Here is a 13265-nt window from a genome sequence, read left to right as displayed (position 1 = left end):
ATCTTCAGATGTAGCTGACTTCAATGATTTCAAGCTCACGGACACCGCCCGGGGCCTGGACCTCCGCGACATCGCCTGCGTACTTGCCGATCAGGGCGCGAGCGATCGGCGAACTGACCGAAATCTTGTTCAGCTTGATGTCGGCTTCGTCCTCACCCACGATCTGGTAGCTGATCGTCTTGCCGGAGTCCATGTCCTCAAGGGTCACGGTAGCGCCAAAAACGCAGCGCCCGTCAGCATCGAGCAGCTTGGGGTCGATAACCTGAGCATTCGACAGCTTGCCCTCGACCTCCATGATGCGCCCCTCGACAAACCCTTGCCGTTCCTTGGCTGCGTCGTACTCTGCGTTCTCAGACAGGTCGCCGTGCGAACGCGCCTCTGCGATCGCAGCGATGACATTGGGTCGCTCCACCGTCTTCAGACGGTGGAGCTCGGCGCGGAGCGCTTCTGCCCCCGCAATGGTCAGTGGTGTCTTGTTCATTTGCTCTGGTTCAGTTCCGCATGCAGTTCCTGCACTGCGTAGACTTCGAGGCCGGCCAGATGGCGCAGTCCCATGCAGGCAGCACGCGCGCCCTCGATGGTGGTAAACACGCTCGCCTTGGCAGCCAGCGCGCTGGTGCGAATGGAGCGCGAGTCGGTAATCGCCTGACGCTTTTCCTCAACCGTGTTGATCACAAGCACGACTTCCTCGTTCTTGATCATGTCGACGATATGCGGACGCCCCTCATTCACCTTGTTGACCAGGGCCACCGGAATGCCCGCAGCTTCGAGCACGCCGCCAGTACCCCGGGTCGCGACGAGCGAGAAGCCCAGTTCGTGCAACTCGCGGGCAACCTCGACCGCGGCGCCACGATCGGTCGGCTTAACGCTGATGAAGGCAGTACCCGCCGTCGGCAGACGCACGCCAGCACCGAGTTGACTCTTGATGAAAGCTTCGGCAAAGCTGCGCCCGACACCCATCACCTCGCCGGTCGACTTCATCTCTGGCCCGAGAATCGTATCCACGCCTGGGAACTTGACGAAGGGGAACACCGCCTCCTTCACCGAGTAATAGGGCGGCACGATCTCGCCGGTCACGCCCTGGCTAGCCAGGCTCTGTCCCGCCATGCAGCGTGCAGCAATCTTGGCCAGCGGCAGCGAGCAGGCCTTCGATACGAAGGGCACGGTACGCGACGCGCGCGGGTTGACTTCGAGCACATAGACGACGGCGTTGTCACCCTCGCCCTGAATCGCGAACTGCACGTTCATCAGACCGACGACGTTCAGCGCGCGGGCCATGGCCTCGGTCTGACGACGAAGCTCGTCCTGCAGCTTTGCCGACAGCGTGTAAGGCGGCAGCGAACAAGCCGAGTCGCCCGAATGCACGCCGGCCTGCTCGATGTGCTCCATGATGCCGCCGATGATCACCTGATGACCGTCGGACAGCGCATCGACGTCGACTTCGGTCGCGTCGTTGAGGAAGCGGTCGAGCAGCACCGGCGATTCGTTCGACACCTTGACCGCTTCACGCATGTAGCGCTCGAGGTCCTTCTGTTCGTGCACGATTTCCATTGCACGGCCGCCCAGCACATAGGACGGACGCACCACGAGCGGGTAGCCGATTTCAGCTGCCAGACGTACCGCAGCTTCAGGCGTACGCGCAGTGCGGTTAGGCGGCTGCTTTAGACCGAGGTCGACCAGCAGCTTCTGGAAGCGCTCGCGGTCTTCCGCAGCATCGATCATGTCCGGGCTGGTGCCGATGATCGGCACACCGTTGGCTTCGAGCGCACGCGCCCTCTTCAGCGGCGTCTGGCCACCGAACTGGACGATCACGCCCACCGGCTTTTCGATATGCACGATCTCGAGGATGTCCTCGAGCGTGATCGGCTCGAAATACAGACGGTCGGAGGTGTCGTAGTCGGTCGATACGGTTTCCGGGTTGCAGTTGACCATGATGGTCTCATACCCGTCTTCGCGCAGCGCCAGCGCAGCATGCACGCAGCAGTAGTCGAACTCGATACCCTGGCCGATGCGGTTCGGACCGCCGCCAAGCACCATGATCTTTTTCTTGTCGGTCGGCTGTGCCTCGCACTCATCCTCGTACGTGGAGTACATGTAGGCGGTCGACGTGGCGAATTCAGCAGCGCAGGTATCCACGCGCTTGTAGACCGGACGCACACCGAGGGTGTGACGGTGCAGGCGCACCGCGGTTTCGTCGGTAGCAAGCAGCTTGGCAACGCGACGGTCGGAGAAGCCCTTGCGCTTAAGATCGCGCATCTCGACTGCCTGAATGGCCTTGAGCGAACGCCCTACCAGCGCCTTCTCGGTCAGTACGAGGTCTTCGATCTGAGCCAGGAACCACGGGTCGATCTTGGTCAGGTTGAACACCTGCTCCTGCGTCATCCCTTCGCGGAAGGCCTGACCGACGTACCAGATACGCTCGGGGCCAGGGCTGGCGAGCTCACGTTCGAGATCCTCGCTATCGGCCTCAACCTCATCGAGGCCGTATACGCCGACTTCAAGCCCGCGCAGCGCCTTCTGGAAGGATTCCTGGAAGGTGCGGCCCATGGCCATCACCTCACCCACCGACTTCATCTGCGTGGTCAGGCGGTCATTGGCCTGCGGGAACTTCTCGAAGGCGAAGCGCGGAATCTTGGTGACGACGTAATCGATCGACGGCTCGAAGGCCGCAGGCGTCGCGCCGCCGGTGATGTCGTTGCGCAGTTCGTCCAGCGTGAAGCCAACCGCAAGCTTGGCTGCCACCTTGGCAATCGGAAAACCGGTTGCCTTCGAGGCGAGCGCGGACGAGCGCGACACCCGCGGGTTCATCTCGATCACGATCATGCGGCCGTCGACCGGGTTGATCGCGAACTGCACGTTCGAGCCACCGGTATCCACGCCGATTTCGCGCAGCACGGCGATCGAGGCGTTACGCAGGATCTGGTATTCCTTGTCGGTCAGCGTCTGCGCCGGCGCGACCGTGATCGAGTCGCCGGTATGAACGCCCATCGGATCAAGGTTTTCGATGGAGCATACGATGATGCAGTTGTCGGCGCGGTCGCGCACGACTTCCATCTCGTATTCCTTCCATCCCAGCAGCGACTCTTCGATCAGCAGTTCGTTGGTCGGGCTGGCCTCGAGACCGCGCTTGCAGATCTCGTGGAACTCTTCCATGTTGTAGGCGATACCACCGCCCGTACCACCGAGCGTGAAGCTGGGACGGATGATGGCAGGGAAGCCGATCCCGCCCTGCACCTGGAGCGCCTCTTCCATGCTGTGAGCGATGCCGGAACGCGCCGAGCCAAGACCGATCTTGGTCATCGCGTCCTTGAACTTGAGGCGGTCTTCGGCCTTGTCGATGGCCTCTTCGGCCGCACCGATGAGCTCGACGCCGTACTTCTCGAGCACGCCATGGCGGGCGAGGTCGAGCGCGCAGTTCAGTGCGGTCTGCCCACCCATTGTCGGCAGCAGCGCGTCGGGACGCTCTTTTTCGATGATGCGCTCAACGACCTGCCAGGTCACGGGCTCGATATAGGTCACATCGGCCGTGCCAGGGTCGGTCATGATCGTGGCCGGGTTGGAGTTCACCAGCACGACCTTGTAGCCTTCCTCGCGCAGGGCCTTGCAGGCCTGGGCGCCGGAATAGTCGAATTCACACGCCTGCCCGATGATGATCGGACCAGCACCGATGATCAGGATGGTCTGGATGTCTGTACGTTTGGGCATTGCGTTGCCTCTGAAATTCTTGGGCGGCGGGCGGCGCCCGCCGGGGAGTGCTGTATTACTTGCCGGCTTCGATCAACTTGATGAAGCGGTCGAAGAGGTAGCCGACATCGTGCGGACCCGGGCTCGCTTCGGGGTGCCCCTGGAAGGAGAACGCCGGCACATCAGTGCGTGCAATACCCTGATTGGAACCGTCGAACAGCGAAACGTGCGTTACCCGCAGCGTTTCGGGCATGTTTTCCGGGTCAATCGCGAAGCCATGGTTCTGACTGGTGATCAGCACCTGACCGGTATCGACGTCCTTGACCGGATGGTTCGCGCCATGATGCCCGAACTTCATCTTCATGGTCTTCGCACCCGATGCCAGCGCGAGCAACTGATGCCCCAGACAGATGCCGAAGGTCGGCACGCCTGCGGCCAGGATCTCGCGAATGGCTTCGATGGCGTAGTCACAGGGCTCCGGGTCACCCGGGCCGTTGGACAGGAACACGCCGTCAGGCTTGAGCGCCAGCACGTCTTTCGCCGGCGTCTGCGCGGGCACTACGGTCAGGCGGCAGCCACGCGAGGCGAGCATGCGCAGGATGTTGCGCTTGACGCCAAAATCGTAGGCCACGACGTGGAAACGTGCATCGGCCTGCGACACATAGCCGCTGCCCAGCGCCCACTCGCCTTCGGTCCATTCGATTGTTTCCGCAGCGCTGACAACCTTTGCCAGATCCATGCCGGCGAGACCGGGAAATCCATTCGCCTGAGCGATGGCCGCTTCCGGGTTCAAGGTCTCGCCGGGTGCAGCGGTGACGATGCAGCCTGCCTGCGCACCCTTCTCGCGAAGCACACGGGTCAGCTTGCGGGTATCGAGCCCGGCAATCGCCACCACATTGGCATCGGCAAGATAGGCGTCGAGACGCTGGCTCATGCGGAAGTTGGAGGGAAGAATGGGAAGATCACGAATCACAAGGCCGGCGGCATGCACTCGACCAGACTCGACGTCCTCGAGGTTGACACCGGTATTGCCAATGTGAGGGTAGGTCAGCGTCACGATCTGGCGGCAGTAACTCGGATCAGTCAGAATTTCCTGATAACCCGACATCGAGGTATTGAACACTACCTCGCCGACCGTACTGCCAACCGCACCGATACCCTTGCCGTAGAAAACCGTTCCGTCGGCAAGCGCAAGAAGGGCGGGCGGGAAAGCAGTCACGAAAAACTCCTGGATTCAGCCGAAAAGACCGGAGCAAGCCCGATTCGGGCCACTCCATATGCGAAAAAACGGGACGAGCCTATTGGCCAATCCCGCCATCAAATCGGCGGAATTCTAACGTTTTTCGAGCGTTGAAGCAACGCACTCCGGCCATCGGCCCGTCTGCCACCCCTCCCGAACAGCACCGGCAAGGCGATCGTCATGCGAAATAATGTCAGACCACTTTACGCAGCTAAGACCGAAGTGAGGGGCGCAAAGCACTGGCGAGCGCGTTCATCTCGCGCAACAGGGTCTCAAGCAGCGCGCCTGATGCCGCGGGATCGGCATTGCGTGCAGCCGACTCGACCGCCTTCGAAGCCTCGGTTGCACGCTGCGCACCGAACAGGCCGACCGAGCCCTTGATCGAATGCGCCAGCTCGCCGAGCCGCACGAGATCCCCCCGGGCGCCGGCGCCGCGCAACTCCGACAGCGTACCGCCAAGATCGCGAAAGAACACAACGAGAAGCTGCTGCACGATTTCTTCGTCGCCATCGAACAATGCGCGCGCCTCGCCGAGGTCGGCAATTCCGCTTCCGACGCCACCCTCGGGCTCGAGCAGACTCTTGTCGCCGTCTACGCCGGCATCGGACACCGGTTCGCACATCCGGCCAATCGCAGCAACGAGGTCGGCCGGTCTGATCGGCTTGCTCACGTAATCGTCCATGCCCGCTTCGAGACAACGCTCGCGGTCGCCCGCCATGGCATGGGCAGTCATGGCGACGATCGGAATGGGGCGCCAGTCGCCCTGGATCGCCCAGCTTCTCCGCGCCTCGCGCGCACGTATTGCCTGGGTCGCCTCCAGCCCGCCCATCACGGGCATCTGCAAGTCCATCAGGATCAGGTCGAAACGTCCGCCGTCGAATGCTTCGACAGCCTCTTCGCCGTTGTTTGCAACCGTCACCAAGTGCCCGATTTTCTCCAGCATCCGGGTGGCAACCGTCTGGTTCACCGGATTGTCCTCCACCAGCAGGATCTCCAGCTTGCGCTGCGGCGCATCCATTTCGCACAGTATCTCGGTCAGCGACTTCTCGGGATCGAAGGCACCGATCATCTCGTCGCCGGCCTGATCCCCGCAATGCGCTACCTGCAGCGCCTCGATCAGATCGTCCCGGGAGAAAGGCTTGGAGATACGGGACTTGAGCCCGAGCTGGTGGCAGCGAGCGAGGTCGTTACGCTGGGAATGACTGGACAGCATCATCACGATCCGGTCCAGCCAGGGCGCTGCCTCGTGAAAACGGCGGGCGAGATCGAACCCACCCGGATCGGGCATGGCCGCGTCCATCAGGACAAATGCAAACGGATCGTTGCGCTCATGTGCGGCGGCAAGCGCCTCGAGCGCAGCCTCGCCCGACTGGACGCGACGCGAAGCCAGGCCACAGGCCCTGAGCATGGCGCAGATCGACCGTCCGAACCCCTCGTTGACTGCCGCCACAAGGATACGGCCGCCACGCAAGGGGCCCAGCACTGGCGGCTTCGCATCGGCCACCACGTCGAGGCGGACATTGAACGAGAAACAGCTGCCGACCCCGGGTTCGCTGCTGACCTGAATCGCTCCGTCCATGAGGTCCACCAGATGGCGACAGATCGCCAGCCCCAGACCAGTGCCGCCGTATTTACGCGTCGTCGAACTGTCTGCCTGCGAAAACGCACCGAACACGGCTTCCTGCTTGTCAGGCGCAATCCCGATTCCGGTGTCGCGCACGGAGAAGGCGAGACTGAGCTTGCTGCCCTCTCTCGCCCCTATGGCGACGCGAACCTCAACCTCGCCCTGGTCGGTAAACTTGATGGCATTGCCGATCAGGTTGGTCAGCACCTGTCGCAAACGCACCGGATCGCCCCGCAGCACCGCAGGCACCTCAGGATCGATGACCGAATACAGCTCAACCCCTTTCTGGTGCGAGCGCAATGCGAGAACACGGATCGTCTCGGAAATCACCGATGCAATCGAGAAGTCGATGCTCTCGAGCGTCATCCGCCCTGCTTCGATGCGGGAGAAATCGAGAATGTCGTTGATGATCGTCAGCAGCGCCTCCGCCGACGACTTGACTGTCAGCAGGTACTCGCGCTGCTCCGGAGCCAGCGCAGAATCGAGCAACAGCTCGGTCATGCCGAGAATGCCGTTCATCGGCGTGCGGATCTCGTGACTCATGTTGGCGAGAAAATCGCCTTTCGCACGACTGGCCGCCTCGGCCTGCTCCTTTGCCTGCAACAACTCCATTTCCCGGGTCCGCTCGCGCGTCACATCGGTGTAAATCCCGATCACCCGCTGCCAGCGCCCATCGGCCAGGCGGTCACGCACCTGCCCGCGCGCACTGAGCCAACGCGACTGACCGTCCGCCGCACGAATCCTGAACTGAACCTCGAAGAGGGGAAGCTCCCCGCGCAGATGAGCAAGCAGGCACTCGTTCATCCGCTCCCGGTCTTCTTCGTGGACGAGTGGCAGCCAGTTGTCAAAAGGCGCCTCCTCGGTGCCTTCCTCGTACCCAAGCCAGCTACGCCAACGTGAATCGACCACCAGGGACTGGGTCGACGTATCCCACTCCCAGAGCCCGGTATGCGCACCGAGCTTGACCAGCTCCAGACGGTCGTTGGCCCGATTGAGCTCGATCTGCACTGCGTCGAGCTCCGCGCGCAACTGCTCGACAGTGACAGTCTCGCCAGACACCGCCGGGCGCTCGCTCATGAAGCGGGCTCAGCGCAGGCCGAGCACATCCTGCATGTCGAACAGACCACTGCTGCGGCCGGCGAGGAAGCGCGCTGCACGCATCGACCCGAGCGCATACGGCATGCGGCTGCCCGACTTGTGCGTGATCTCGATGCGCTCTCCGATACCGGCAAACAGCACGGTGTGGTCGCCGACCACGTCGCCACCGCGAATTGTCGAGAACCCGATGGTTTCGGCCTTGCGCTCACCGGTCACGCCTTCGCGGCCGTAAATGGCGCAGTCCTCAAGATCACGGTCGAGCGCTTTCGCCACGACCTCGCCCATACGCAAGGCGGTGCCCGAGGGGGCATCGACCTTGAAGCGATGGTGCGCTTCGATGACCTCGACGTCATAGCCCTCGTTAAGGATCTGCGCCGCCACCTCGAGCAGACGGAAGACGGCGTTCACCCCCACCGCCATGTTGGGTGCAAAAACGACAGGCACCGACTGCGCTGCCGCAGCGATTGCGGCCTTGCCGGCGGCATCGAAACCGGTGGTGCCGATCACCATCGCCTTGCCAAGACCTTGCGCAATCGCCAGATGCTCGAGCGTACCCTCAGGCCGGGTGAAATCGATCACGCAGTCTGCTGCTGCAATGGCGGCCGACGCATCGTCACCGATTGCAACGCCACTGACGATGCCGAGCATCTCCCCTGCGTCCCTTCCGATAAAAGGCGTGCCGGGGCGATCGAATGCCGCTGCCAGCACGATGTCCTCGTCCTTGTGGGCAGCCTCGATCAACATGCGGCCCATGCGGCCGGACGCGCCGGCAATCGCAACGCGGATAGGCGTCATCTTCAAAATCCTGTCAGTCATCTGGCCCGTCAGCGGGCATTCAAAAATCAGTCCTTGGGTGCGGCAGGCACTTCGACGACCCGGGTGCGGGTGGCCTGCTGCGAGTCGACCGCCGACTTGGCGTCACCGCCAGTCACATCACCGTCGATATGGTCGAGGCGGTCATCAGCAAAGAATACGGAAATCACCCGCTGCTCGACCTCGCCCAGCCCGGGACGAAAGCGATAGACGTAGTCCCAGCGGTCGGTGCGAAAAACATCGGTGACGAGCGGAGACCCGAGCACGAAACGCACCTGATCGCGTGTCATGCCGCGCTTGAGCTGCGCGACCATTGACTGGTCGACGTAATTGCCCTGGCGGATATCGATGCGATAAGGCGTGATGCGGTCGGTGATGGAATCGAACGAGCAGCCCGCAAGCAGGCTGGCGGCGGCAAGCGCCGAAATAAGCGATAAACGCATGGACAGGGTCACTTTAACGCGCACGGAACTGCGCATGGTTCTCAGTAAAGGTCAAAAAATATAACATAGCGACGCAACACAACGTTGTCTTGCTCCTCAGCCACACCGACAGGCGACCATGTCCGAGAACTCGCAGAACCTAAAAAACATCGGTCTCAAGGCCACCTACCCGCGCCTCAAGATCCTCGACCTGTTCCAGACCACGGAACAACGCCACCTTACCGCGGAAGACGTTTACCGACTGCTGATGAACGAAGGCATGGATATCGGGCTGGCAACAGTCTATCGCGTACTGACGCAGTTCGAGCAGGCCGGCCTGCTTGAACGGCATTACTTCGAATCCGGCAAAGCCGTCTTCGAGCTTAACAAGGGCGGACACCACGACCATCTCGTCTGCCTGCAATGCGGGAAGGTCGAAGAATTCTTCGACCCGGAAATCGAGCGCCGCCAGAACGTCGTAGCCGAGGAGCGCGGCTTTGCGGTGAAGGAACATGCGCTCTATCTCTATGCCGACTGTCTGCGCAAGGACTGCCCGAACCGCAACGACTGACCGGCCCAACCCCCACCACCAACCGCCCGCACGCCGCGCTCAAGTCGCAGCCCGGCGTGCCCTCACGCCTGCCCCAGCATCTCGGCTGCATGCCTTCGTGTCGTCTCGGTGATGCTTACGCCGCCAAGCATGCGGGCAATCTCCTCGACCCGCTGCCCGGCGTCGAGCGCCGTCACCGCACTCAATGTCTCGCCACCCCGCTCGGCCTTGGCGATCTGCCACTGCCAGTCGGCACAGGCGGCTACCTGCGGCAAATGGGTGACGCACAGAACCTGCCGGTCGCGTCCGAGACGATGGAGCAGCTTGCCTACGATCTCGGCCACACGCCCGCCGATCCCGACATCGACCTCGTCGAAAATGAGGGTCGGCGTCGCCGAGTCGCGGCTGGTCATGACCTGAATCGCCAGCCCGATGCGCGAGAGCTCGCCCCCGGACGCAACCTTGGCCAGGCCGCGCAGGCTCTGCCCCTGATTGGCAGCCACCAGGAATTCGACACTCTCGGCGCCATGAAGCGTGGGCTCACATGGCGCCAGCGACACTTCAAAGCGCCCTCCTTCCATCGCCAGTGACTGCATCGCCTCGGTGATTTCTGCCGAGAGCTTGACTGCCGCAGGCGCCCGCGCCGCCGACAGGCGACTCGCAGCCTCGTCGTAGGCCACGCGCGCCGCCGCTTCGGCGGCCTCGAGACGGGCCGGATCCGCGCTTGCCTCGAGCTCGGTGAGGCGAAGACACCAGCTTGCCTCCAGCTCGGGGAGTGCTTCGGGCGCGACGCGGTACTTGCGCGCGACATCCATCACCGCGGTGATCCTGCGTTCGATCTCGCCCAGACGCTGAGGGTCGAGATCGAGCCGCTCACGATAACGGCGTAGCGCATGCAGCGCCTCGTCCGCCTGAATCGCAGCCGAGGCGAGCAAGTCGCGGACTTCATTCAGCGAGGCGTCGATGGCACTCATCTCGTCGAGCCTGGCATCCAGCCGGCCAAGCACGACGGACACCGCGTAATCGCCCTCGCCCAGCGCTTCAAGAGTTTCGTCCGCACCTTCCATCAGCCCCGCCGCGTGGGCGAGTCGGCCATGCTCGGCGTTGAGTTCGACCCATTCTTCGGCGTTGAAGGCAAGGTCCTTCAGCTCCTTGAGCTGCCAGGTGAGGAGTTCGCGCTCGCGGGCGGAGGCGGCGGAATCGAGCTCTGCATTGCGTCGCAGCTCGCTGATGCGCTGCCATTCGCGCCAGCAGGTGGCGACAGCGGCACCAAGTGGCGCGGCACCGGCATGCGTGTCCAGCAGTTGCCGCTGGGCGTCTGCGCGCAACAGGGCATGATGAGCATGCTGCCCGTGGATATCCGCGAGCCAGTCCCCGGCCGTCCGCAACTGTGCCAGCGTCACCGGAACACCGTTGATCCAGGCCTTGCCGCGTCCATTCGCGTCGACCACCCGGCGCAGGATCACCGCATCATCGTCGGGCGGCAGCTCCTGCTCATCAAGCCAGTCGGCAAGCCCCCCACCGGACGGCAGACCGAACTCGGCAACGATATCCGCCTTGGCCTGGCCCACGCGCACCACGCCGCTGTCGGCGCGACTGCCGAGCGCAAGCCCGAGTGCATCGAGCAGGATGGATTTGCCCGCACCGGTCTCGCCGGTCAGGGCGCCAAAGCCCGCACCGAACTCGAGTTCGAGACGATCGACAATGACGAAATCACGAATAGTCAGGCGGCGCAGCATGGTCTCGCGTTCAGGTTGGTCGAACTGTCCCGCGCAGGACAGCTCATCAGTCGGACGGGTCAGTTGTGCCGCGGCGCCGCACTCCAGTGCAGCTTCTCGCGCAGCATCGCAAAATAGCTGTAGCTCTTCGGATGCAGCAGGCGCACGGCAAGCGGCGAGCGGGTCAGGCGAACGCGGTCGCCCGCACGCGCATCAAAGCGCGCCTGACCATCGAAGTGCACCCGCGCGTCATGCGGTGGCAGCAACTCGATTTCGATGCAGCACGAATCCGGCAAGGTGACCGGACGTGCCGTCAGCGCATGCGGACACAAAGGCACGAGCGCAATGCCGCCCACGCTCGGATGCAGGATAGGGCCGTTGGCCGACAAGGCATAGGCCGTCGAGCCGGTGGGTGTCGATATGATCATGCCGTCGGAGCGCTGGGTATAGACAAACTCGCCGTCGATCGACAGATCGAACTCGATCATGCGCCCCAGGTCGCCCTTGTTCACCACGACATCGTTGAGCGCCAGGGTATGAAACACGCGCTGGCCGCCGCGCAACACCTCGGCATCGAGCATGAAGCGGGATTCTTCGCGGAAGCTGCCATCAAGGATTTCGCCCAGCCTCAGCAAGGCATCCTTGCGGGCAATATCGGTCAGAAAGCCCAGCCGCCCGAGGTTGACGCCGACAAGCGGCACCGAACGCTCGGCGAGACGGCGAGCCGTCGTGAGCATGGTACCGTCCCCGCCAACGACCACTGCAAGATCGCACTTCGCCGCAATCTCTTCATAGGCGGCAACCGGGAAACCTTCGGCCTGACCGATGGAACTCGCAGTGCCCTGCTCGATCCACACCTCAAGACCCCGTTCGCGCAGATAGCGAGCGATCAGCAGCACCGACTCCGCCACATCCGGGCTCTGGTACTTTCCGATCAGGGCAACATTGGTAAAGCGCATAGTCATGGCTGCGGATTAAACCACATTCGGATTCCGTCATGCGCGACCTTGCGGTCGATTGCCGCTTGGCAGCAAGGCACGCAGTTCCATAGAATCGGGCTATATTCCAGGCCAATCATGAAACCGCTCGATACCCGCTCCCAGATCCTGCTCAAAACGCTGATCGAACGCTACATCGCCGAGGGCCAGCCCGTCGGCTCGCGAGCGCTTTCGCGTTTTTCCGGACTTGAACTCTCACCCGCCACCGTGCGCAACGTGATGAGCGACCTTGAGGAAATGGGCTTCATCTCCAGCCCGCACACCTCGGCGGGGAGAATCCCCACCTCGCTCGGCTACCGTTTCTTCGTAGATGCGCTGCTCACGGTGCAGCCGATGGAAAGCAATCGGGTTCAGGCACTGAAGGGTCAGTTCCAGCCGGATCAGCCCGGGCGCCTGATCAGCTCAGCATCGCACATGCTGTCCAACCTGACCCAGTTCGCCGGAGTCGTCGTGACGCCACGCAAGGATGCGGTCCGCATCCGGCAGATCGAGTTCATCAGCCTGTCGGAAAACCGCATTCTGCTGATCATCGTCACCACCGCAGGCGACGTGCAGAACCGCATCCTCATCACCCGGCGCAGCTACAACGCTTCGGAACTCGGCGCAGCGGCGAGCTACCTGAACGAACATTTTGCCGGCCTCGCATTCGAGGACATTCGCAAGCGCATCCGCGAAGAGCTCCAGCAGTTGCGCAGCGACATGAGCGAACTGATGACGGCCACTGTCGAAGCCGGTTCCGAAGCCGCCGAGGAGTCCGCGCTCAATTACGTCATTTCGGGCGAGACCAACCTGCTCGATGTCGAAGACCTCTCGTCCAACATGTCGCGCCTGCGCGAGCTATTCAAACTCTTCGAGCAGCGCACCGGCCTCATGCAGTTGCTGGACCTGTCCAACCGCGCGCAGGGCGTGCAGATCTTCATCGGCGACGAATCCGGCCTGGCCCAGCTCGACGGCTGCAGCGTGATCACGGCCCCCTACGAAGTCGATGGCCAACTGGTCGGTTCGGTCGGCGTGATCGGACCGACACGCATGGCCTACGACAGAGTGATCCCGATCGTGGACATCACCGCCCGCCTGCTGTCGAACGCGCTCTCGTCCAATTCCTGACCCTTCGCTGC

The 13265-nt window shown here is 62.8% G+C and carries 10 protein-coding genes; 2 read left to right on the top strand and 8 right to left on the bottom strand.

Going from position 1 to position 13265, the window contains the following annotated elements; translation table 11 throughout:
- Positions 1–4: 4 nt before the first annotated feature.
- The 6 genes from greA to CEW87_RS12680 all read right to left on the bottom strand — a co-directional run bounded on the left by greA (position 5) and on the right by CEW87_RS12680 (position 8902).
- The gene (gene greA / locus CEW87_RS12705; RefSeq protein ID WP_108951086.1) at positions 5–481 is read right to left on the bottom strand and encodes a transcription elongation factor GreA; all 477 of its coding nucleotides are present in this window, start codon (positions 479–481) and stop codon (positions 5–7) included.
- Positions 478–3705, bottom strand: coding sequence for a carbamoyl-phosphate synthase large subunit (carB, locus tag CEW87_RS12700; protein ID WP_108973512.1), 3228 nt, complete (start codon positions 3703–3705; stop codon positions 478–480). Before carB ends, greA begins: the two co-directional genes overlap by 4 nt.
- A 55-nt stretch (positions 3706–3760) precedes the next feature.
- The gene (gene carA, locus CEW87_RS12695; protein ID WP_108973510.1) at positions 3761–4903 is read right to left on the bottom strand and encodes a glutamine-hydrolyzing carbamoyl-phosphate synthase small subunit; all 1143 of its coding nucleotides are present in this window, start codon (positions 4901–4903) and stop codon (positions 3761–3763) included.
- A 232-nt stretch (positions 4904–5135) separates the two neighbouring features.
- Positions 5136–7625: a response regulator gene (locus tag CEW87_RS12690; protein ID WP_108973508.1), complete on the bottom strand. Its 2490-nt coding sequence runs from the start codon at positions 7623–7625 to the stop codon at positions 5136–5138.
- Between the two features lie 9 nt (positions 7626–7634).
- The gene (dapB, locus tag CEW87_RS12685; protein ID WP_108973506.1) at positions 7635–8441 is read right to left on the bottom strand and encodes a 4-hydroxy-tetrahydrodipicolinate reductase; all 807 of its coding nucleotides are present in this window, start codon (positions 8439–8441) and stop codon (positions 7635–7637) included.
- 47 nt (positions 8442–8488) lie between these two features.
- A complete protein-coding gene (locus CEW87_RS12680) occupies positions 8489–8902 on the bottom strand; it encodes an outer membrane protein assembly factor BamE (protein WP_108977181.1) in 414 nt (137 codons plus the stop codon).
- Between the two features lie 118 nt (positions 8903–9020).
- Between CEW87_RS12680 and fur the strand changes: the two genes are divergently transcribed.
- On the top strand, positions 9021–9452 hold the full coding sequence (gene fur, locus CEW87_RS12675) for a ferric iron uptake transcriptional regulator (RefSeq protein ID WP_108973504.1): 432 nt from the start codon (positions 9021–9023) through the stop codon (positions 9450–9452).
- Between the two features lie 62 nt (positions 9453–9514).
- Here fur and recN read toward each other — a convergent pair whose 3' ends face one another.
- Complete coding sequence (gene recN, locus CEW87_RS12670) at positions 9515–11170, bottom strand: DNA repair protein RecN (RefSeq protein ID WP_108973502.1); 1656 nt, start codon at positions 11168–11170, stop codon at positions 9515–9517.
- 59 nt (positions 11171–11229) lie between these two features.
- The gene (locus CEW87_RS12665) at positions 11230–12114 is read right to left on the bottom strand and encodes an NAD kinase (RefSeq protein WP_108973500.1); all 885 of its coding nucleotides are present in this window, start codon (positions 12112–12114) and stop codon (positions 11230–11232) included.
- Between the two features lie 111 nt (positions 12115–12225).
- Here CEW87_RS12665 and hrcA point away from each other — a divergent pair, with 111 nt between their 5' ends.
- The gene (gene hrcA, locus CEW87_RS12660) at positions 12226–13254 is read left to right on the top strand and encodes a heat-inducible transcriptional repressor HrcA (protein ID WP_108973498.1); all 1029 of its coding nucleotides are present in this window, start codon (positions 12226–12228) and stop codon (positions 13252–13254) included.
- Positions 13255–13265 lie beyond the last annotated feature (11 nt).

The sequence above is a fragment of the Parazoarcus communis genome (assembly GCF_003111665.1).
In the GTDB taxonomy this organism is placed as follows: domain Bacteria; phylum Pseudomonadota; class Gammaproteobacteria; order Burkholderiales; family Rhodocyclaceae; genus Parazoarcus; species Parazoarcus communis_B.
The sequence above is the reverse complement of the archived record's forward strand: the minus strand, read 5'-3'. Positions and strand labels throughout refer to the sequence as shown.

What these genes read in the sequence shown, in the direction of transcription:
- greA (WP_108951086.1), bottom strand. Translation starts at nt 481, where the DNA reads ATGAACAAGACACCACTGACCATTGCGGGGGCAGAAGCGCTCCGCGCC.
- carB (WP_108973512.1), bottom strand. Translation starts at nt 3,705, where the DNA reads ATGCCCAAACGTACAGACATCCAGACCATCCTGATCATCGGTGCTGGT.
- CEW87_RS12690 (WP_108973508.1), bottom strand. Translation starts at nt 7,625, where the DNA reads ATGAGCGAGCGCCCGGCGGTGTCTGGCGAGACTGTCACTGTCGAGCAG.
- dapB (WP_108973506.1), bottom strand. Translation starts at nt 8,441, where the DNA reads ATGACGCCTATCCGCGTTGCGATTGCCGGCGCGTCCGGCCGCATGGGC.
- CEW87_RS12680 (WP_108977181.1), bottom strand. Translation starts at nt 8,902, where the DNA reads ATGCGTTTATCGCTTATTTCGGCGCTTGCCGCCGCCAGCCTGCTTGCG.
- fur (WP_108973504.1), top strand. Translation starts at nt 9,021, where the DNA reads ATGTCCGAGAACTCGCAGAACCTAAAAAACATCGGTCTCAAGGCCACC.
- recN (WP_108973502.1), bottom strand. Translation starts at nt 11,170, where the DNA reads ATGCTGCGCCGCCTGACTATTCGTGATTTCGTCATTGTCGATCGTCTC.
- CEW87_RS12665 (WP_108973500.1), bottom strand. Translation starts at nt 12,114, where the DNA reads ATGACTATGCGCTTTACCAATGTTGCCCTGATCGGAAAGTACCAGAGC.
- hrcA (WP_108973498.1), top strand. Translation starts at nt 12,226, where the DNA reads ATGAAACCGCTCGATACCCGCTCCCAGATCCTGCTCAAAACGCTGATC.